Origin of the sequence: Pseudomonas sp. IT-93MI4 (genome assembly GCF_949767635.1) — a bacterium.
Classification (GTDB): domain Bacteria; phylum Pseudomonadota; class Gammaproteobacteria; order Pseudomonadales; family Pseudomonadaceae; genus Aquipseudomonas; species Aquipseudomonas putida_A.
On record NZ_CATKPP010000057.1, the window covers coordinates 183,856 to 204,131 of the forward strand.

The 20,276-nt window shown below is 50.1% G+C and carries 15 protein-coding genes and 4 pseudogenes; 14 read left to right on the forward strand and 5 right to left on the reverse strand.

Translation table 11 applies throughout. The features are described from left to right. Positions 1 to 6 precede the first annotated feature (6 nt). Both ACM6I7_RS25275 and ACM6I7_RS25280 read right to left on the reverse strand, forming a co-directional pair. The gene (locus tag ACM6I7_RS25275) at positions 7 to 1,902 is read right to left on the reverse strand and encodes a glycosyltransferase family 4 protein (RefSeq protein ID WP_414889472.1); all 1,896 of its coding nucleotides are present in this window, start codon (positions 1,900 to 1,902) and stop codon (positions 7 to 9) included. A 75-nt stretch (positions 1,903 to 1,977) separates the two neighbouring features. Next, positions 1,978 to 2,604 (reverse strand): glycosyltransferase, encoded by a 627-nt coding sequence (locus ACM6I7_RS25280; protein ID WP_414889473.1) that lies wholly within the window; start codon positions 2,602 to 2,604, stop codon positions 1,978 to 1,980. Between the two features lie 657 nt (positions 2,605 to 3,261). On the opposite strand from ACM6I7_RS25280, the pseudogene ACM6I7_RS25285 reads away from it, so the two are divergent. The 11 genes and pseudogenes from ACM6I7_RS25285 to ACM6I7_RS25335 all read left to right on the forward strand — a co-directional run. After that, positions 3,262 to 4,028, forward strand: a pseudogene (locus ACM6I7_RS25285) (IS66 family transposase); the annotation flags it as partial. A 315-nt stretch (positions 4,029 to 4,343) separates the two neighbouring features. After that, positions 4,344 to 5,324, forward strand: a complete 981-nt coding sequence (locus ACM6I7_RS25290; RefSeq protein WP_414889474.1) for an NAD-dependent epimerase/dehydratase family protein — start codon at positions 4,344 to 4,346, stop codon at positions 5,322 to 5,324. Between the two features lie 426 nt (positions 5,325 to 5,750). After that, positions 5,751 to 5,888: an IS66 family insertion sequence element accessory protein TnpB gene (gene tnpB / locus ACM6I7_RS25295; RefSeq protein WP_414889530.1), complete on the forward strand. Its 138-nt coding sequence runs from the start codon at positions 5,751 to 5,753 to the stop codon at positions 5,886 to 5,888. 142 nt (positions 5,889 to 6,030) lie between these two features. Beyond that, a pseudogene (locus tag ACM6I7_RS25300) lies at positions 6,031 to 6,176 on the forward strand (transposase domain-containing protein); the annotation flags it as partial. Between the two features lie 27 nt (positions 6,177 to 6,203). Beyond that, a pseudogene (locus ACM6I7_RS25305) lies at positions 6,204 to 6,311 on the forward strand (DUF6127 family protein); the annotation flags it as partial. A 977-nt stretch (positions 6,312 to 7,288) separates the two neighbouring features. Then, positions 7,289 to 8,314, forward strand: a complete 1,026-nt coding sequence (locus tag ACM6I7_RS25310) for a glycosyltransferase (RefSeq protein WP_414889475.1) — start codon at positions 7,289 to 7,291, stop codon at positions 8,312 to 8,314. Then, positions 8,314 to 9,441: an NAD(P)/FAD-dependent oxidoreductase gene (locus ACM6I7_RS25315; protein WP_414889476.1), complete on the forward strand. Its 1,128-nt coding sequence runs from the start codon at positions 8,314 to 8,316 to the stop codon at positions 9,439 to 9,441. The genes ACM6I7_RS25310 and ACM6I7_RS25315 overlap by 1 nt, the downstream gene beginning before the upstream one ends. A 29-nt stretch (positions 9,442 to 9,470) precedes the next feature. Continuing rightward, positions 9,471 to 10,208, forward strand: coding sequence for a glycosyltransferase (locus ACM6I7_RS25320; protein ID WP_414889477.1), 738 nt, complete (start codon positions 9,471 to 9,473; stop codon positions 10,206 to 10,208). Next, entirely contained in the window at positions 10,205 to 11,092 is an 888-nt protein-coding gene (locus tag ACM6I7_RS25325) for an aldo/keto reductase (RefSeq protein WP_414889478.1), read from the forward strand. Before ACM6I7_RS25320 ends, ACM6I7_RS25325 begins: the two co-directional genes overlap by 4 nt. Positions 11,093 to 11,226: 134 nt before the next feature. Continuing rightward, positions 11,227 to 11,625 (forward strand): GtrA family protein, encoded by a 399-nt coding sequence (locus ACM6I7_RS25330; RefSeq protein WP_414889479.1) that lies wholly within the window; start codon positions 11,227 to 11,229, stop codon positions 11,623 to 11,625. 135 nt (positions 11,626 to 11,760) lie between these two features. Next, entirely contained in the window at positions 11,761 to 13,293 is a 1,533-nt protein-coding gene (locus tag ACM6I7_RS25335; RefSeq protein ID WP_414889480.1) for a glucosyltransferase domain-containing protein, read from the forward strand. Positions 13,294 to 13,479: 186 nt separating this feature from the next. Here ACM6I7_RS25335 and ACM6I7_RS25340 read toward each other — a convergent pair. The 3 genes and pseudogenes from ACM6I7_RS25340 to ACM6I7_RS25350 all read right to left on the reverse strand — a co-directional run. Next, positions 13,480 to 14,169 (reverse strand): annotated as a pseudogene (locus ACM6I7_RS25340) (IS66 family transposase); the annotation flags it as partial. Positions 14,170 to 14,738: 569 nt separating this feature from the next. Continuing rightward, complete coding sequence (locus ACM6I7_RS25345; protein ID WP_414889481.1) at positions 14,739 to 15,482, reverse strand: ABC transporter ATP-binding protein; 744 nt, start codon at positions 15,480 to 15,482, stop codon at positions 14,739 to 14,741. A 13-nt stretch (positions 15,483 to 15,495) separates the two neighbouring features. Beyond that, positions 15,496 to 16,296: an ABC transporter permease gene (locus ACM6I7_RS25350; protein WP_414889482.1), complete on the reverse strand. Its 801-nt coding sequence runs from the start codon at positions 16,294 to 16,296 to the stop codon at positions 15,496 to 15,498. Between the two features lie 520 nt (positions 16,297 to 16,816). Between ACM6I7_RS25350 and ACM6I7_RS25355 the strand changes: the two genes are divergently transcribed. The 3 genes from ACM6I7_RS25355 to ACM6I7_RS25365 all read left to right on the forward strand — a co-directional run bounded on the left by ACM6I7_RS25355 (position 16,817) and on the right by ACM6I7_RS25365 (position 20,267). Then, positions 16,817 to 18,811: a polysaccharide biosynthesis protein gene (locus ACM6I7_RS25355; RefSeq protein ID WP_414889483.1), complete on the forward strand. Its 1,995-nt coding sequence runs from the start codon at positions 16,817 to 16,819 to the stop codon at positions 18,809 to 18,811. Between the two features lie 110 nt (positions 18,812 to 18,921). Continuing rightward, positions 18,922 to 19,257 (forward strand): ComEA family DNA-binding protein, encoded by a 336-nt coding sequence (locus tag ACM6I7_RS25360; protein WP_210558246.1) that lies wholly within the window; start codon positions 18,922 to 18,924, stop codon positions 19,255 to 19,257. A 212-nt stretch (positions 19,258 to 19,469) separates the two neighbouring features. Further along, positions 19,470 to 20,267 (forward strand): SDR family NAD(P)-dependent oxidoreductase, encoded by a 798-nt coding sequence (locus tag ACM6I7_RS25365; RefSeq protein ID WP_247840534.1) that lies wholly within the window; start codon positions 19,470 to 19,472, stop codon positions 20,265 to 20,267. Positions 20,268 to 20,276: the final 9 nt, after the last annotated feature.

The window sequence follows — 20,276 nt, forward strand, 5'->3', positions numbered from 1 at the left end:
TGAAGGCTAGTCCAAAAACGACGGCGAAGCGGCAAGGGCCGAAAAATATTGTGACCAGGAGTGGGTGTCAAGGACGTGTTTTCGCATCGCATCACCTTTTTGCGCCGCGAGAACAGGGTTGTCTTTGATCTCTCGCAATGCAGCTAGGTAAGGGCCAGAGACTTCGTAGTGTTTTATGCACCACCCCGTCTCTGCCGTCACGAGCTCGGGAATCCCGCCCACGCCGGAGGCAACTATCGGTATGCCTGTCATCGCCGTGTCGGCCAACGTGAGTGGTAATCCCTCCCACAGCGAAGTGAAGAGAAACGCATTGTATTGCTCGAAAGGTAGATCGGATGTTGCTGTAAACGGTCCCATCAAGCGGAGATTCGACAGTCGGCTTGCTGCCGCATTCAGCTTTTTCGTGAGTTCATCGTCACCGTAGCCGTAAACTTCAAACTCAAAGTCTGATCCTTTTTCTGCTATCTCGATCAGCAGATCGATATTTTTTTGCGCGCAGAAACGACCTGCCCATACAACAGAGTTTTTAGTAGTTGGCCCGCCGCGATGCAAATTTTCCGTGCTGCTTGAAATCGGTTGGTGAAGGGTTAGCATTTTTTCTTGCAATGATGGAGGCACACCATAATCTAAAATAAGCTCGTCGAGAAATGCTCTGTTATCACAATAAACTCGTTTTAAATATGGAAGGCAGTCACGAAAATGTGTATCTGAGTAACCGGCAGCGCGGCCGTCCGGCAGGTAATCGCGACAGAACAAACATGCATATATATCCGTCACCCTAGACAGGGCGCCACCAACTGTCGCTTCCCATAAGGCGCCACTGTTGACATTCAGAACGGATTTTGGCCGCATGGCTGTAATTAACATTTTTACAATGTGCGCGCGCTCTGATCTTGAAAGCGATTTGTCGTAGTCGGAGATAACTCGTACATTGGTTCCGGGAGGTAGCCAGTGGTCCGCCTCCCTGCGGTCATGATCGGTGAGCAGTAACAGTGTTGAATTCACTCCGTGTTTTTCAATCGCGGCTTTAATGGCGTTGCAGGCGACTAAATCAGCGCCGCCTCGAACTAGCCATGGAGTCATGACAATATAGTCGAACGGCTTATCCAGACTTTCAAACAACTTGTGCCATGCGAGCAGGACGGGGGTTGCCTTGCTGCCATAGTTGATGTGAAGTTCCTCTGCCTGTAGCAACTTGTCGTCCAGAACGATGCTTGGCTCTATAAGTGCTGCCTCCGCAATCATTTGGCGAGCAATTTCGAAGACTTCAACGCCGGGGCCGCTTGTATATCCTCGTTGCTTGCCGTACTGCAGATAATGGAGAACCGGGTTAGTCTTGATTGTTAAAACTTCTGGGCACTGATCTGCATACCACGCCACGTCGAAGTTCGGATGCGGCCGTCGTCCCTCGCGCCATCCCTGGTTCATAAAATGATCGAGCGGGTCAATCTTCGCTGCCGCTACATCCGGATATGTCTTGAGGTAAAATGGAGCACTGAAACATTCGGATTGTTCAACGAGCGCTCGTTCGATCGCCCATGCGCTTGCCGCAGATGAATCGGTGTCCGAAGCCGTCGCGCCTGGCGGTAACGCAACGCGTCCTTCCGCTTGACCAAACCGCAAAAAGTGGACGAGCGGGTTCAAGCCGGAGAGCGCGACGTCACTATAGCGCTGCAGGTAGAAGCTCCCGTCAAAATTTGCGCTCGGATTCCGACCGTCGGCAGCGCCGTACGCAAGATAATGTTTGATGGGATCAAGTCCAGCCTTTTTTACGTCAGGGTTTTGTTCCAAATAAAACCTTCGATCGAAAAGTTTCGACCCGTGAAGTAATTTTTCATCCGGAGAAAAAGGCATTGCTTTTTTTACTTGTCTTTTTAAGAATGTACTAAACAAATTTGCCATAAAGATAAATAATTCTGAAGGTTTAGTGGGCTACAATTTATTTTGAAGTTGCTCTGTTTTTCGCGTTGTATTGCCTCAGCAATACGCTTTTCTCTTCAGGCGCCGCTCAGTAGACATGCCGCTGCCCCTAAAGCCAACTTTTAACCGTTTGTATTTCGGAAAGATAAGGCGCCGATTAGTCGATTCGCCGATTCGCTTGTTCAATGATGAGTTGGTGGTGATAACGGTGTCGTGAATCCCAGTAAGCTCATGGATTGATTTGGCCATTTTAGTCGGGAGCTGACTAATGTTTTTAACAGGTGTGGTGATGGCCGTTTCTTGCGTATGCAGTTGCGCTTTGTTCATCGAATTCTTACGCGCGCGATAATAACTTAGTCGCCTGTCCAAATAGCGGGCTTCATGATCGGCATCGGTTGTTGGGGCAGTCCAGTCGTCTGCGCCAACAAAATGGAGGTGTTTACCGCCGCTTATATCTCTCACTGCATTTCTTGCGTTGGCAACACTCATATTTTGTTTTCGAATAATTCGAGGTCGCGCATTTGACCTGAAAGGCTCAAACACAAAGTCAGGTGATTCGATCGAGTCGTCATCGACGTCAATTATTTCTAAGCCTAAGATTGATTGCGTCAACGCGCGTCTGACACGCCGTTCTAAAAGTTCGACTTGGTTGTGACAAGTGATTATTAAGCTGAGCTTTGGCATGGCGGTCTCGTATAAATGTGGTCTCGTTTTTTGGACGGGATTCTAAATTTTTTAAGTTGAGCCGCCGGTACAGTCAGGATTCAAATTTGATTGCTGCAGTGTCGCGAAGCGAGAAGTATGCCTCATCCGGGGAGCGGTCCGCTAGGGAAACCCGGAAGAAGACTTCCAGATTTTGCCCCCCCACCACTGATCCGTATGCGCGGAACTACGGCATACGGCTCCTGCATTGGGTATGTGACGCGAAGCGATCCTCAGGGTAGGATGTGCGTTTTTGCGGCTTAGAATATAGAGGCAGGCAAGGCTTCCGTATTGTGACCACTGAAGCTGATTACGCTGGCTGCGACGTTTAAGGTCTTGCCGTGAGACGAAAACACTAAAATTGATCCAATATGCATCAATTCTCCCGGGCGCTGCGTAGTAGTTATTGTACCTACTAATCACTCGGTTAAGCCGCTGCCCCCTGATTCGACCTGGTTCATGACATTGGCATTTCAGCCCATCCCGAATGGCCAGCGGCGATGTGCGCATTTGTTTCTTTGCCGTTAGTCGCGGTATTTGAAAACCACCGCTTCTGTTGGTACTACGTGACTGAGCCTGAACCCCACATTCAAACCTGCCAACAGCCCCCCGATGCGATGCTCCTGATTCCTTTCTTGACCCCGCCGCAATGAAGCGCCCCGGGCGTGGATGTGGGTGCGGGCCAGTGGCCTGTCGGAGCGTGCAGTTATCTTGTTTGACTATACGACCAGCCGCGCGCGGGAAGCGCTATTGCGCCTACTTTCCGATTATCGCGATGACGTGACGATTGATTATTGCGCAGGTTATAACGTGTTGGCGTTGCAACCCAGCTTGGACTGTCTGGGGTGCATGGCACCTGTAGGGCGCAAGTTTGTCGACTCACAAAAGCCCGGCATAAGGGCAAGGGCGGGCGTGCGATATCGCCCTGAGTCGGATCAACAATCTGCAGGGTATCGAGCGAGATCTGAAAGAAGTCAGCGATGAACATCGTCATGAATGTCGACAGCAAAACAGCCTGCCGGTGGTGGCGCACCTACACGGCTAGCTGGAGAAAACGCATTCGGAATTCATTTCACAAAGCGCGCTGGGCAAGGCTATCAGTAATCTGGCAAACAACTGGAGTCCTCTGTAGTGACGTGGAGGCCGTTTTTTATCGATCGACAACGACGCCACCGAAAAGGCGATCAAGCCGTTTATAATTGGCCGGAAGGCATGGCTATTCAGTGAAACCCCTAGAGGCGCGGCCGCCAGTGCTCAGATCTACAGCTTGGTCAGGAACGCGAAGGTCAACGGCCGGACACCCTATACGTGGCTGCGCGACGTACTTGAGCAGTTGCCACATGCGCGGTCAGCAGAAGACTATCAAGCCTTTGCCGTAGAACTGCTCGCCACAGATGCCGCGGTAAACGAGGCAGTACTTTGGTGGTAGGCGTGGTTCATGGATCAGATATACGTACGAACTGGGATCTGGACATACAATCACGAGCGCCCCAATATGATGGCCCTCGGAGTTATCCCGCCCTAAATAGAAGATGGCTATGGTGGCCTGGCCTCTATTTTTGGAGAGTGGCGGGAACGTGAAACACTGCGCGGCTCCCGTAAAAACGGAGATGTCAGCAAGATGAGTTCTGGAGCGAAAAGTTCGTTTAGCGCATATGGAGCTCGTCCAACACTGCATAGCTATGTAGCAGATTTAATGGTTTAGGCAAGGGAGTCAAACGTTGAAAAACTCCGGGAGCAAATCAACCGACAGAGTCATACGGTCGTTGGTGTTGGGTGGACGAGGCTTCATCGGGACGCATCTGATCGACGCGCTGCTCAGTCAGGGCCACGCCGTGCGGTGTTTTGATCGGCCGAATGTTGTCAAGCCAAGTGACTCTCACTCAAAGCATCCTCAGTTTGAGCTTTTTGAAGGCGATTTCACTAGCGAAGCTGATATGAGTGAAGCGTTGAAATATTGCGATATTTGTTACCACCTGGTGTCCACCACATTACCAAAGTCTTCAAATGCGAACCCTGTTTTCGATGTAGAAAGCAATCTCATCGGAACGATTCGTATGCTGACTCTGGCGCTGAAGGCAGGGGTCAAGAAGGTTATTTTCGTTTCGTCAGGGGGAACCGTCTATGGTGAGCCTACGCAGGTGCCTATCCCGGAAACACACCCTACAGAGCCCGTGTGTTCGTATGGAATTACGAAGTTGGCGATCGAAAAATACCTGGCGCTTTTCCATCGGCTGTACGGCTTGGATTACACCGTTTTGCGTTTGGCGAACCCCTTCGGTGAAGGTCAGCGCACACACGCGAGTCAAGGTGCGGTAGCGGTATTCCTTGGCAAAGTGCTGCGTGATGAGCCCATTGAAATCTGGGGTGACGGCTCTGTGGTTCGTGACTACATCCATATCGCGGATGTCGTGCAAGCTCTTCTGGCATCTATTGAACCATCAATGCAAGAACATGTATTCAATATCGGCTCAGGTCATGGGCATAGTTTGAATGAGGTGCTGGATACGATTGAAAAGGTCACTGGACGCGTCACTCGTCGCGAATATTTGTCGGGTCGAGGCTTTGATGTGCCACTCAGTGTTTTAAATATAGATCGTGCGAAAAGCGCGCTGGGGTGGGTTCCAGCTGTGAGCTTTGAACTGGGGGTGGAGCGTTTTGTGGGGTGGTTGCTGGAAAACCCAGATTCTAGTGTCGCCTGAAGATACTTTCGATCCTTGTAACCACTAGTGCCGGTCGCGGCAGGAATAGCTGTCACCTGCCTCCTCCTGTACAGATCTGTACATGCGGAATTGCCCCATAAGGCTCCTGCCTTGGTTTTTGACGTCGAAGCGGGGAGTGGGGTACAGATGCATGATTAGCTCGCGTGGATAGGGTTTGAACGTATCCGGTCCATGAACAAACTACCGCCTCGTTTGCCGCATACGCTCCGCCGTGCCCACATTCAAAGCCGCCAGTTGAAGCCTGATGCTGTGCTCTTGATTTCTTTCAGGAGCCCGCACAGTGATGCGTCCCGACGCTAAAGTCGAAAAAGTTAATCTGTACTCCAAACCGGTGGACTTGCGAAAACCTATCGACGTTTTTCCGTCCTCTTCAAATTGAATATCAAGGTCGCGGTGTTTGACCGTGTGCGGTTCGTCTTCCTGAATCGCCAACGTAAACAAAAGAAAATACTTTATTGGGAGCGCAACGGCTTTTGCCTTTGGCTCAAGTGCCTCGAGTCCGAGTGTTTCAAAGCATCACCCGATCTCACCGATGAAGCATAACCATCCGGCCAATAACCTTTACTGAGAGACTCCAGAATCAGCAAAAAATTTGTAATGGACTCTATCTAGGATATCGTCGCCCAGCCCGCCGACCGGGTCGCGGTGCCAACTTCCCGTCAGAACTCAAACGCAAAATTGTCGAACCATGTTCCAGTCTGGGCGACTGAATGGGCATGCTCAGTATGCTTATTTGATGGATATGCTCACGCGCCTGCCGACACCGGGGCAAGCAAGATCAATCAATTGATGCCGCATAGGCGGAAACCGCATCAATCACGTAAGGCGTGATGCCCGGATGCATACGCAAAACGCGCTACGGCCGATGTTGGCTCAGACGGTGAGGGTGCTGCAGCCGACATCCGTGAATTAAGCGGTCTGCTGGATGCGTTCAACACGGTCAAGCAGACTGCCAGGCAACCGTAGTAAGGATAGTCACCACCGGCTTTGCACTGGCTAGACCGCCAGATGGAGTTGCATAAACGCGCTCAGAGTCTGCGGCTGGTAGAAATCCAGATCGTCGCTGATGTCTCAGAAAGCAGGCGCTCTTCAGCAACACCAACCATTCGACCGGACCACTGTGAGTGGAAGCGTTCCAGCCTTCTGTACGTCCAGTTATCACCTACGCCTTTTCGTGGTGTTTGCATTGGTAAAAATTACTGCACTGAATTCCATGCGGCAGGCCGATGGCGTTTCCCTGGCAAATACCTTCCAGTCCGTCTCGGACGAACAATACCAAGCGCCGTTCGCTGCTGTAATGTCCTTCTGTTCGGAAGCTGCCAGATCGGCAAAATGAGCCATGGTGGCTGAGATGCGCCACATTACTGACGAGGGACTGGGTCTGATCAAATGGTTCGAGGTGTTCAGACCGGCAATTTACCTCTGTTCAGCAGAGTATCTCACGACCTGGTTCGGGCATATGGTCTAGCAGGGAGAGCAGTCCCGCTTTAATGGCGGCATCATCCGAGAGGGGGGGGCGCCGAGGTCCTGCGTCGAAATGTTCGTATTGCCGAGTCCGCTGTGCTGCGGCTGATTAAAAAACCACTGTCCGATGGGCGGTTTGACGCACCTGGTGTCGTTCACCTTCGATCTTGGTACGGGAGTCTCGCAGCGGTCGTCACGAATAATGAAGATCAACCGAGGCTAGTATGGCGATGTTCCGGTCGAGCTGATGTAGTGGGTGTGGTCGGCAGGAGGAAAATCGACTGTGCTGATTCGTCGGCGGCAGGCAGAGGGGGCGTTGTACCGCGCGGCAATGCTGCCTCGCTAATCGCGGAGAGGGGCAGATGAGGGCTAAATCTGACAAATAGGGTGTCCCACCCCCTTCTCGTAAAGTAAAATGACATCAAATTTTGATAACTAGAGCGCGTCAATCTAGCGATGAGCGTTTAAAGGGGTGTGGAATGGCGTTTTACCCGGTTTTCCTGTCGATTGTATTCGTTGTGCGCAACCAGTCCGCTCATACTCAAAAGATACTGGCAGACGCCGCTTCTTGCATTGCCTCCCTGGTCAGTGATTACGAGATCATCATCGTCGACAATGCATCGGACGACGACAGCATTTCTGTCCTTAAAGCACTCACAGGGGAAAACGGACTCCCCAATCTGCAAATATATGCGCTGACCAAAGAGGTCGATACAGACACTGCATCATGGGTTGGACTGGAGAACGCTTTGGGCGACTTTGTCGCCGTCATTGACCCTTTGGCAGACGATATCGAATTTCTACCAGAAATGCTTAACAAGGCGGTTAGTGGCGCCGATGTAGTCTTTGCCAACAATCAACAAAAAGCCACCCAGAGCCTAGCTTATCGAGTCTCTTACGCCGTCTTTAACGGGCTCTATAAGCGTTTCAATGGCATTCATCTAGCCAAAGAGGCACCTCAGTATCGCGTACTGAGCAAGAGAGTCGTCAACTTCATTCTCCAACATCCCCAGCCAGCGATGACCTATCGCCATCTACCTGCTACCGGGGGATTCGCGCGCGTCAATCTCAACTACAGCGCAGCGCCAAAACTCATGCACACCAAGCGACTGGGCGAAAGCTTCGACCGAGGTATGCGTTTGTTGGTTTCTACAACCCGTGTGCCGATGCGTCTTGTCACCTCACTCTCGTTATTTGGCGCTGCGGCCAACTTGGTGTACTCCGTCTACGTTGTCGCCGTCGGGTTTCTGAAGACTGATATTGCACCCGGCTGGATCAGTCTGTCCCTCCAGCAATCTGGCATGTTTTTATTGATCTCTCTTGTGCTTCTTGTGCTTGGCGAGTACATCCTCCACATGGTCAGCCTGTCGAATGAAGGTCCGCTTTATCACGTGGGGCAAGAGTTCACCAGTGCTCGCATGACTCGGCGTGAAAAGTTGAATATCGAGGAAGTAAGAACCAAGCCTGTAAACGCATTAAGCACACGACCTGGACGAATTGCTTGATGCCCACTGCAAATATAGATCACGATGCAGTCATCGTTGGAGGCGGATTTTATGGTGCAGCTATTGCCATATACCTGGTTAAACAGCGAGGATTCAAGCGTGTGGTCCTTGTAGAGCGTGAGCCTGGACTTCTCATGCGTGCCTCTTACAACAATCAGGCGCGTGTTCATAATGGATATCACTATCCACGGAGCTTTACGACCGCGTATCGAAGTCGAGTCAATCTACCCAAGTTCGTGCGTGACTGGCCCAATGCAGTAACGCAAGACTTTACCAAACTTTACGCGATTGCACGCCGCAACTCTAAGGTCACTGCCAAACAATTTGACCGCTTCTGTCGGGAGATAGGCGCCAAAATTCAACCCGCAGAACCGTCGCTGCGAACCTTATTTGAGCCGGGTTTAATTGAGGATGTGTTTCTGGTCGAAGAACATGCTTTTGATTCGACTAAGTTGGCAAGTTGGGCAGCGAGAGAATTGCAAGATTGTGGTGTGCAGGTCCATCTTCAAACGAGCGCAACGGCGATCTCAAACGGGCAAAACAAAACGCTACAGGTCGCCTTGAAATCCGAGGACGGATCTGAAGATTTGCTCACTTGCCGCTATGTTTTTAATTGTACCTACAGTGGGCTTAATCAATTCAAAGGTGATTTTCCCGGAACCCAAACAGGCCTTAAGCAGGAAATAACAGAAATGGCACTGATGCAGGCGCCTCCTGCGCTCGAGGGCTTGGGAATCACCGTGATGGATGGCCCCTTCTTCTCGATGATGCCGTTCCCCGCTCGTGGGTTGCATACGCTTTCCCACGTCCGTTACACCCCCCACATGCACTGGAACGACGAGCAAGGTATCGATCCTTACCAAAAACTCAGTCAGTATGAGCGCTCAACGCGTGTCGATCGCATGGTGAGGGATGTGGGGCGTTATCTGCCTGCTGTACTAGATGCAAAGTATGTTGAATCGTTATTCGAGATCAAGACCGTACTGCTGAAGAACGATGTTGATGATGGTCGGCCGATTTTGTTTGAAAAGCATCCTGAGTTGCCTGGCTGCTACTCCGTTCTAGGTGGGAAAATCGACAATATATATGATGTTCTTGAGAAATTAGATTCTGAAGTATTTGTTTAAAAAAGTTACTTAAATAAAGGTAATAAAATATGAATTCGCTTGTTGAAATAACAATTCCAATTCTCAATGAAGAGAGTACGCTTTTTCAACAGGTTCGCAAGGTGCACCTCTATATAGAGACGAATCTGAGTGATCTGGGTCCAATCAGAATAATCCTGGCAGATAACGGTTCAACTGATAAGACGCCTGAAATCGCTCGATCACTTACCCAAGAACTCACAAATGTTCACTATTTGCGTCTAGAGCAAAGAGGCGTTGGCCGCGCCCTGAAAGCTTCGTGGGAGTTGTCAAAAGCGGACATCATTGGTTATATGGATCTCGATCTCGCTACTGATTTACGCTATCTCCGTCCGGCGCTAGAAAAGTTGCGTTCCGATAGCGCGGATATAGTAACTGGTTCGCGTCTCGCTAAAGGTGCGCGAGTAATTGGTCGCACGCCTCTGCGCAACTTCACAAGTCGTTGCTTCAACTTAATAGTCAAAGCAATGTTTCAAATATCCTTTAGCGACGGCATGTGTGGATTCAAGTTTTTGAAGCGAAGTTGCCTAGATGATCTAAAGGCTGCAGGCGCCCAAAGCGATGGATGGTTTTTTGCGACTGAAATATTAATTACAGGCGAATATCTTGGCTACCGCGTCAACGATCTTGCAGTTGAATGGACGGATGATCCAGATTCAAAGGTGAAAATTGGCGCGCTCGCAATTGAATACATAAAAGCAATGCAGGTTCTTCGTGGCCGACTGCCAAAAAGGAAGAGCGTCGCATGACACTACCTGATGCTTGCACGGATCAAAAAACTCTCGTTCTTGGTACTGCACTCTGGGGATGGGGCGTAGATCGATCGACTGCATATCAAATGCTTGAACGGTTTTTGTCGCTTGGCTACCGTGTCGTGGATACAGCAACTAACTATCCCATCAACAAGCGACCTGAAGACTTTGGATTAGCAGTAAGTTGGATTTCAGACTGGATTGCATCAAATGGGACAGACGAGCTTTCTCTTTTGGTCAAGGTAGGTGGGACAGATAATATGGGTGGTTCCTCGCCAGATTTGGGGGGGAGGAGCATTCTCAATTCTGCAGCGTTTCTTCGAGATAAATTTGGAGCAGCGCTGGCGGCAGTAGCAGTCCACTGGGACAATCGAGGAGACGATGAGTCTGATTTGATTGCCGAAACAACTGACGCCATGGCCAAACTTCAAGCGTTGGGCTTGTCGATCGGGTTTTCAGGTGTGCGAAACCCCGGTTTGTATTTGAAGGCCGCACCGGAGCTATCTGACAAATGGTGGATACAGGTCAAGGAAAATGCGCTGTTTAGTGCGGCGCGTCTGGAATGTCAAAAATACTTCCCTAAAGCACGCTATTTGGCCTACGGCATAAATATGGGCGGAATAAAAAGTGAGCCTTCTACTGAGATCGGTTCGTTGGCTTTACGGGGTATCAAGTATGAAAATAATCTGGTGGAGCAGCTATCTAAGTCTATAACTTCAAATCATGAACTGAAGCCTGCACCCAAAAATCTCAATGAGCTTGCTCTTTCGAATAGTTATCGAAATCCAGCGCTTAGTGGCGTTATTGTCGGGCCTCGCAACATGGAACAGCTTGAAGGTACTATGGATTTCTGGAAGCGATTGAAAGAAGAGTGTTCATAGGTCGCATAACCTAAATTAACCAAATTCAGAATGAATGTTTAATAAAGAAAATTGCGGGCTAGAGTGAGCTCATTAGAGATTCGCTATTTCCTGCCAGTCAGAAGTGAATTCTATGAATACCAGGATGTAGTAAGATGAATGAGCTAGTTAAATATATGATTGTTGGGTTGATTAACACAGCTGTAGGTTATGCTGTATTTTGGACACTATTGCACTGGGTTGGATGCAGCCCTGAATTAGCCAACGCTTTTGGTTACGCAATCGCTCTTTGTGTCGCCTTTTATCTCAATCGTATTTTTGTATTTTCTGGCGCAAATTCTTCAACTTCTTCTATGTTGCGATTCTTTGTTGCATTTGCAGCTGCTTTTTTGCTAAATCAGGCTGTTCTAATCGTCTCTTTTAGGGGCTTTTTAGTCCCAGCGGAGATCGCGCAAGTATTCGCCATGGTCGTGTATACAATAATTTTTTATCTCCTGAATAAGTTCTATGTCTTCAGGGCTCTCAAGCCCAGCAGGAACGATGAAATTCCCTGACTCAATGTGATAAGGGGTGATGGGCGGATTAGTTGGTGCGCAGGGTGTCCATGAAGAGCACGCAGGTCCAGCATTGTTAGTTAACTGCCTGCTTAAAATATGCTTTGGTAAATGAGGTTTTTTGTGAGAAAAATAATGGCTTTTGATAAATGGTTTGATGCTGGCCAGTCATATACTCGATTAATTATAATTATTTTTGGTGTTGCTCTTCTTGCAAAGGGGGCCGCTATCTTTCGTGGATTTGCAATTGATGATTACATATTTATCCATGGCGTCAAACCTGAAGAATTGATGGTTTTTTTTTCCCAAGGTCGTTACATCATGGCAGCGACGGTATGGGCTGTTGATTCATTAGGTGCCAGCATCAGCGACATGTATTTCCTGCTAGGGATAGTGACATTGTTTTTGCAGGCAACTCTAGTAGTTTCGATCCTGCGTTTTGTTGGAATGGAAGATTCACCCGCTGCTGGTCTGGTTGGAGCCTTAATGGTAGCGCATCCATACTTGGCGGAAACACTTACTTTCCGAATGGTGTTGCCCGGATATTGTGTTGCACTGATTTTTACTATCTTGACCTTGGAGGTGGTATCAAGAAGTCCTGCAACCTGGCGCATGAGAGTGCTCGCGCTACTTTCAACTTTTGCTATGCTTCTTACCTATCAGGCTTTTTTAAATTATTTTGCTGTTGCAATTATTTTTGCCTTTTTTTTCGGGCAGGGAGTTAAAGACAGAAACAACCAGTCAGTAGCTGTAGATAATGTTTATCGTGAACGCGCAATATCTTTGGCGATCATTTGCATTATTTCAGCCTTTGCGTTTGTTTTAGTTACGGGCTTAACGAAAGCTCTTGGGTTAATAGAGGTCACAGGTAGGGCTAATTTTATAGGGCTTTCTGACATCCCCGAGCGAATAGATCAAATATCGTCATCTTTGGTGAATATTTATTGGGCGGCTGAACCCGTTTTTCCTGGTTGGTTGAAAAAACTATTCTTGCTGATGATTGTAGTGTCGTTGGCGATAGTTTTTGGATGTTCATTCGCTCAGAGTAAGTGTAGCGATAAAAGAGTTGTGCGTTTATTTTCTGCGCTTTTTGCAGTTTCAATGCTAATTCCAGTTTCACTGGGAGTGATCCTGGTGTTCAAGGATTGGTGGCCTGTTCCCCGTGTCATTGCTCATGTGTCAATTGCTATCGGGTTAATATTTCTTTTGGCGGATTCGTATATTCGAAATTTAGACAGTCGCCATCTAAAATCAATTATTATTTTTTCAAGACTTGTTACCCTTGTCGGCTTTTTGATTGTTAATAATCAAATCCTGGCTGATCAACAAACAATTAACGAGTGGGATAGAATGAAGGCGAATCGGATTGTATCTCGTCTTGAAATGTCCCCGAATTTTGATAATGTGAAATATGTGCATATTGAAGGGGGTACATGGGGCTACCCTGCTAAGTTACGTACAATTCAAGGTGACATGAATATGTCTGCGTTTTTTCCGGAATACTCAAAAATTTCGGTGCTGACAGGGGTTTCTGGATATATGTTCGAAAAGGCGACGGGCGCCAAGGCTGTTATTGGTAAAACGTATTGTGAGGCTAAGCAGCCTTGGCCTCATGCGGAATCGATAGCTATTGATAATGACCTCGCTATTATTTGTTTGAAGAAATAGTTTTCAGTGTTGCGAAGATCGGTGGAGCGGTGTACGTAATCCATAAACCTCACCTACCGCAAATTGGGCTTTTGGTTTGCTGTGGTATTGCCGGTGAGCAGTTTCACGGTAACAACGTAAGTGCTCCATGAGCCCTCCGATTCAAAAATAGGCGGTGTGCTCGCGAGGCGATGTGGGCGAACAGCTTCAAGGCAGCAAGGCCTCGAAGGCTTCTACGCTCGAGGCTGTGGCAGGTGCTCAAGTGCGTGACGCAGTCACGCATAGAGCTCTTGGCCATTGGCTCTAGCCGTCTCGACCAAACTGTTAAGTTGAGCGCTGGCCGTCGCGCAACAGCCAATTCTTGCGCCCGATAACCAAGGGTGAAGGGTCTGATCGCGCGAGCTGCCACATTGTTGTCGATCGGCAAGTAACAAACGTTGGGGTAACGTATCAACTTGATCAGTTGCTGGCCAGGTAGCTGTTAGCTTTGCCCAGTGCATTTTTCGCCGTCACTGGTGGCTGGGTTTTCTTCAGCCAAGTTTGCAATACCGCTTGATGGTCAAATTCAGGGCGATATCGGCACGCCCGGGTTTGACTTTAGGCTGCACCTTTTGCGTCCCAACAAACTTGCGCCGCACATTTACCCAGCAGCCTATACGGTCGACATTGGATTGCTCACCCAAAGAGTGATAACCAGCGAAATCCTGGCCTTTTCACCACCTGTACACGCGCTTCATCGCAGTGAAAGACGCGGCTTTCAATTAGTCGGTCGTCCATCAAATTCAGCTACGGCTACAAGTATTTACCGCACTGGATAACCCTGCGGACAACGGGCAACTATCTGGCGCGGGATATCAACACTATGGCGGCCCTATACTTTTCGAAACGATGAAGCGGTCAGTCGACGGGCTCGGGGTTGAGATAGGCTATTTGACTTTTGCGTTGTGACGCGTCATGAGGTGCTTGCTCCGCCTAGGAGCGGGAGCACAGCATCGGGGGGCGGGTGGTGACTTTGAATGTGGAGTTTATGGCGCGCTGACGAAACAACGAGTCTTTAGGTCGTTTATGATGCTCAAAGACCTGTCTGATGCCCTGATCAAAAGCTCGCCGTCCGTTTTCAGGTGGCGTCCGTCCGCAATCCTTTTTCCCCTTCAAGGTGGGCGATTCTTGTTTCCAGTTCCAGGGCAATTTGTCGTAACAAGTGAGTGGCGTCATGTTTTGCGAGGAGAGGGGAGGGCTTGCGGTGCCGATTGTTTTCTGAGAGTTCCACGATATAGCATTATGAAGTGCGGGGCCCCCTGGCTACAAGGTCACCGTTCTCCGTTCAAAAGCCCGCAAGAATTACATCAGTTGCAGGCTTCTATGCTGTCATTTTTATGTAGTTCTCCTCCCCACAAAAAAAATTACTGGCCTAATTGGTAATGGACCCTATCGGTTCACCAGAAGGATGGGCACCTTCGGAAAAATTATTCGCCGAAGTAAGCTCGAGTGACGGTTGCAGGGTCTGCATCCAATTTTACTTTTCCGTGTTCCAGCCAGATGACTCGGTTGCAGGTATGCATAATAAGTTCGCGGGAGTGGCTGGCGATCACCAAAATATTGGTTGCTTTGACTAAGTCGTTCATTCGCATTTCTGCTTTGTGTTTAAAGCCTTCGTCGCCCACAGATAGCCATTCATCCATAATAAGAATTTCTGGTCTGATCGTAGTTGATACCGCAAAGGCTAAGCGCAGATGCATGCCTGACGAGTATGTTCGCACTGGCATATCGATGAAGTCGCCAAGCTCCGAAAACTCAATAATTTCCTCGAGTTTTGTTGAAATATCGCTTTTCGTCATTCCGAGAAGAATACCTCGGATGAAGATGTTTTCTCTGCCGGTTGCTTCGGGGTCTATTCCGAGTGAAATATCAATGAGGGAGGCGACTTCCCCATTAATTTTAGCCGTGCCGGATGAGGGGGCGTACACGCCGCTCAGCAGTCTGAGCAGTGTACTTTTCCCCGCACCGTTATGTCCGAGCAATCCAATTCGATCCCCGTCATTTAGAGAGAAAGTAAGATTTTCCAGTGCTCTTACAGTAACTCTTCCTTTTTCATTGGTGTTGATTTTTCCACCGGTTGCAACTTCAATAAGTCGCTTTTTTAGCGAGCGTGCGTTTGCGTTGTAGATGGGGAAATCAACGCATGCTTTATCAAACTCAATAGAAGCCATAATAGTTTTCTTCTTAGATCCAATATGCAATGCGACGTTTGTAGCTGCCATAAATCAGGATTGCCAGGCTCCAGCCAAGCACTGCCATGCTCCCCGCTACCCACCAACTGACAGCGCTGACGTCCTGCCCGAGCAAGGGTGCCCTGACAATTTGGATGAGATGGTAGATGGGGTTGAAATCCAACAAATAGGTGCCGGATCGGCCAGAGATCAGGCTCGGCAGCCACATGATTGGAGTGAGATAAAACGCGATTTGCAAAATGCTGGCAATGATTTGCGGGAGGTCGCGATATCGTGCACAAAAGACGCTCAATATCAGGCTAACCCAGGCCAGGTTCAGCGCTAATAAAACCATGCCAGGAATGCTCAGCAGTGCTTCAATGCCAATCGGCTTTTGTACAGCCAGCAGTACCAAGGGGAAGATTACAATGTTATGCGCGAGGATAAGTGTGTTACGCCACAGTGTGCGCAAAATGTGCACAAACAACGGAATGGGCAGTTGTTTGATAATACTTTCTGCAACTATAAGGCTGGTGCATCCCTCCTGCAGGCACGTGGCAATGAAGCTCCACAGAATCATGCCCACAGCAAGGAAAGGAAGAAATTCCTTCATGGGAGAGTTGAAAATTTGGCCGAATACCAAACCAATTGTGCCAATCATGACACCCATGCTGATTGTCAGCCAAAATGGCCCGACGGCAGAGCGCCTATATCGCTGGCGAACATCTTGCCATCCAAGCATGCCAACGAGGGAATAGCGTTTCACCGCCGCCCCTATGTCCGTCAAGGCAGCATTTATTGAGTTGTTGAGCATTCAAATCACCGGGGTTTCAAAACAGTCAATGATTGTAATATTGTCTGAGGATGGAGTTGCTTTTTTCATCCCGTTAACATCCAGATTCTTAGTTGTCGCGGGAGCCAGACTCTGCGTAGAAGGTGAGCTCTGCATCTTTCTGCTGTTTTTTCATGCAGGCGTGCCCTTCCTGGTCGCGTCATCGTGGACGATGTGAGCTATTGAAAAATCCTGTGCAAGCGCACCTGGATGTGCCTTCCAAGCGCTATTTCTTTCTGACGCACTGAACAGACTTAGCTTATCATCCCACGCAGAGGGGCGCACGCCCAAGAATTTCCTTGTCGCCGGGCGCAAGCGCTTCAAGCGCTCTCGATGATCAGCGCTGCGATGATGGTTGATGGCCTTTTGGACCCAATTGATCGATTCTTTCTGTAGATGCTAAGTCCTCACGGTGTAAGTGTCGGGTGATCTTGTTGTCATTGAGGTTACAATGCCGCTTGACGACTGCTTAAAGGAGGGGGCTACGTGCTCAACAGGCTGAATGGATAAAGTGCGCAGAGTTTTGCTGGGGTTGCCTCGCAGGCAAAAAAGGCTGGTCCAGGTCGCCACCGATGTGGTCTTGGTATGGTGCGCGTTATGGCTCGCCTTTATCGTGCGCCTGGGCATAGATGATATGTATAACCCGCTGAAAGCTCACTTTTGGCTATTCATCAGTGCGCCGCTTATTGCGATCCCTCTTTTCATTCGTTTTGGCATGTATCGAGCCGTCATGCGCTACTTTGGCAATGATGCCCTGCTGGCCATTGTCAAGGCTGTGAGCCTGTCGTCGTTGATCCTGGCGCTTGTGGTCTACTGGTACAGCAACCATGAGACAGTCGTCCCGCGCTCGATCATTTTCAATTACTGGTGGCTCAGCCTCGTCATCATTGGAGGGCTGCGCCTATGCATGCGGCAATACTTCATGGGGGATTGGTTCACTGCTGCACAGCATGTACCGTTCACAAACAGGGATGATGGGCTTACTAAAGTCGCCATCTACGGCGCAGGCGTAGCAGGCAACCAGTTGGTCGCAGCGTTGCGCATGGGCCGAACGTTGAGGCCGGTCGCCTTTATCGACGATGATGCGAGCATTGCTGACCGAGTGATTGCGGGATTGCAAGTCTACAAGCCCAAACACATCCAGCAGATGATCGACGAATCCGGTGCGCAGGAAATTCTTCTGGCGCTGCCGTCGTCAACCCGGGCCCGACGCCGTGAAATTCTCACCATCCTGGAGCGTTTCCCGCTTCATATTCGAAGCGTGCCCAACTTCACTGATCTAGCCAGCGGACGAGTTAAGGTAGAAGACATCCAAGAGGTCGATATTGCCGACCTGCTTGGCCGCGACTCCGTTCCTGCTCAACCCGATTTGCTTGAGCGCTGTATTAAGGGCAAGACAGTGATGGTCACTGGCGCTGGCGGGTCGATTGGCGCAGAACTGTGTCGGCAAATTTTTGCACTGGAACCCACTACGCTTTTGCTGTTCGAGCACAGCGAGTTCAATCTCTACAGCATCTTGGCGGAGCTGGAGCAGCGTAGCGGCAGGGCGTTAGTTGCTGTGCGCTTGCTGCCGATCCTGGGCTCCATCCGGCATCAGGACAAGCTTCTTGATGTTATGAAGACCTGGGGTGTCGACACGGTTTATCACGCTGCTGCCTACAAGCACGTGCCCATGGTCGAACACAATATTGCTGAGGGTGTGCTTAACAACGTCATTGGCACGCTCAACACTGCTCAGGCTGCATTGCAGTCAGGCGTGTCCAACTTTGTGTTGATCTCTACTGATAAGGCTGTCCGCCCGACCAATGTAATGGGTAGCACCAAGCGTTTGGCCGAGTTGACTTTGCAAGCCCTCAGTCGTGAAATCGCTCCGGTGTTGTTTGGTGACAATGCCAACGTATCCCGGGTCAACAAGACTCGCTTCACTATGGTGCGCTTCGGTAATGTGTTGGGTTCTTCTGGCTCGGTGATTCCACTGTTCCACAGCCAGATCAAATCCGGTGGCCCGTTAACGGTCACCCACCCCAAAATCACCCGCTATTTCATGACCATTCCCGAAGCCGCGCAGTTGGTTATTCAGGCAGGTTCCATGGGGCAGGGTGGTGATGTGTTCGTTCTGGATATGGGCGAGCCGGTGCGGATTGTCGAATTGGCAGAGAAGATGATCCATTTGTCAGGTTTGAGTATTCGATCCGAGCGTAATCCTCAAGGCGACATTTCCATCGAGTTCACCGGATTGCGGCCGGGTGAAAAGCTCTACGAAGAGCTGTTGATCGGAGATAACGTGGCGGCGACCTCTCACCCGATGATCATGTCCGCTAATGAAGATCACCTGCCTTGGGAAGTATTAAAGGACAGGTTGAGCGAACTGCTGAACGCGGTCGAAAAAGATGACTACTCCCGCGTCCGCCAACTCCTACGCGAAACTGTCTCCGGCTACACCCCCGACGGCGAAATCGTCGACTGGATCTACCAGCAGCGCCGCCTGGAACCCTGATTGTTTCACATCCTGTAATAGACGCATTTTTGACACCCGCCAACCATCGCCTAAGTTTGGAGAGCAGCTTCGGAAAAGCTGCTTTCTCAATCGATGATGGAGCGTCATTTATGCGTAACGGTTTTTTCTACTCTGTGGTTTTTGCTTTGCTCACCAGTGCTTCAATCGCTGTAGTGGCGGCACCTGCCGTTGTCCAGAACGCGGATCAGGCAACAATGGTGAGCGATACCGTTGCGACGTCTACCAGTGAAAAGGTCGATCTCAACGGCGCCGACGCAGCAACTCTGCAAAAACAGCTGTCCGGAGTCGGCGAGGCGAAAGCCAAAGCGATTGTTGCGTATCGTGATGCTAATGGGCCATTCGCCTCGGTGGATGAACTACTTGAAGTGAAGGGCATCGGCAAGGCAATCCTGGATCGCAACCGCGACAAGCTGGAAGTGAACTAAGCTGATTATTCAACGCCAAGGGGCCGGTCATTGACCGGCCTTTCTGTTTTCTGGTGGCAGCGATGCAACAGAGGGAGTGGCGTCGCGTTTGTCGGTGAGCTGAAAATTATGGGTATCATATTGTCTTTGGATTATGCCTATAATAATTTCCGTCACCTCCAGGCCGGTGAGCGTTGGAGGCCTATCTCCCAATATGTTTCAGGAGCGCTCTCATGAGTTCAGTCCAGTCTCAAGGTACGGCTGTCGTCACTGGCGCATCGTCCGGTATCGGTGCCATCTACGCGCAGCGGCTGGCAGCGCGTGGTTTTGATTTGCTGTTGGTGGCACGTGATCAACAGCGTCTGGAAAGCGCAGCGAACCAGTTGCGCGAAGCGTACGGTGTAAAGGTCGAAGTGCTCAAAGCCGACCTGACGCAAAAGAACGATGTCCTCAAACTCCAGCAACGTCTGCGCAGTGATTCGAGCATCAGCCTGTTGGTGAATAACGCAGGGGTCGCAGCCGATGGTTTGCTGGCCAATTCCGACGCCGAGCAACTGGAGCGTCTGATCCAATTGAACGTCACCGCCGTGACGTTGCTGGCCTCGGCAGCCGCCGCCAGTTTCGCCAAGGCTGGACGCGGCACGATCATCAATATCGCCTCGGTGGTGGCGCTGTTTCCAGAACGTTTCAATGCCACCTACAGCGCGAGTAAAGCCTACGTGTTGAGCCTGACTCAGTCGCTCAACGCCGAGCTCGAAGGCACTGGCGTGAAGGTGCAAGCGGTGTTGCCTGGCGTTACCCGCACTGAAATCTGGGAGCGTTCCGGCATCGATGCCAGCGGCATTCCGGCGGAGATGGTGATGGAGGCCGGCGAGATGGTCGATGCGGCGCTCGCCGGTCTGGATCAGGGCGAGTTGATTACCATCCCTTCGTTGCCGGATGAGGGGGAGTGGCAGGCATTTGTCCGTGCGCGGCATGTCATGGCACCGAATCTGTCGCGCAGCTCCGCGGCCCAACGCTATAAAAATTGATCAGAGGTA

Excerpts from the sequence above, each read along its gene's own strand:
- ACM6I7_RS25365 (WP_247840534.1), top strand. The coding sequence starts at position 19,470 with ATGAGTTCAGTCCAGTCTCAAGGTACGGCTGTCGTCACTGGCGCATCG.
- ACM6I7_RS25320 (WP_414889477.1), top strand. The coding sequence starts at position 9,471 with ATGAATTCGCTTGTTGAAATAACAATTCCAATTCTCAATGAAGAGAGT.
- ACM6I7_RS25345 (WP_414889481.1), bottom strand. The coding sequence starts at position 15,482 with ATGGCTTCTATTGAGTTTGATAAAGCATGCGTTGATTTCCCCATCTAC.
- ACM6I7_RS25325 (WP_414889478.1), top strand. The coding sequence starts at position 10,205 with ATGACACTACCTGATGCTTGCACGGATCAAAAAACTCTCGTTCTTGGT.
- ACM6I7_RS25335 (WP_414889480.1), top strand. The coding sequence starts at position 11,761 with ATGGCTTTTGATAAATGGTTTGATGCTGGCCAGTCATATACTCGATTA.
- ACM6I7_RS25280 (WP_414889473.1), bottom strand. The coding sequence starts at position 2,604 with ATGCCAAAGCTCAGCTTAATAATCACTTGTCACAACCAAGTCGAACTT.
- ACM6I7_RS25275 (WP_414889472.1), bottom strand. The coding sequence starts at position 1,902 with ATGGCAAATTTGTTTAGTACATTCTTAAAAAGACAAGTAAAAAAAGCA.
- ACM6I7_RS25355 (WP_414889483.1), top strand. The coding sequence starts at position 16,817 with ATGGATAAAGTGCGCAGAGTTTTGCTGGGGTTGCCTCGCAGGCAAAAA.
- ACM6I7_RS25310 (WP_414889475.1), top strand. The coding sequence starts at position 7,289 with ATGGCGTTTTACCCGGTTTTCCTGTCGATTGTATTCGTTGTGCGCAAC.
- ACM6I7_RS25360 (WP_210558246.1), top strand. The coding sequence starts at position 18,922 with ATGCGTAACGGTTTTTTCTACTCTGTGGTTTTTGCTTTGCTCACCAGT.
- ACM6I7_RS25350 (WP_414889482.1), bottom strand. The coding sequence starts at position 16,296 with ATGCTCAACAACTCAATAAATGCTGCCTTGACGGACATAGGGGCGGCG.
- ACM6I7_RS25330 (WP_414889479.1), top strand. The coding sequence starts at position 11,227 with ATGAATGAGCTAGTTAAATATATGATTGTTGGGTTGATTAACACAGCT.
- ACM6I7_RS25315 (WP_414889476.1), top strand. The coding sequence starts at position 8,314 with ATGCCCACTGCAAATATAGATCACGATGCAGTCATCGTTGGAGGCGGA.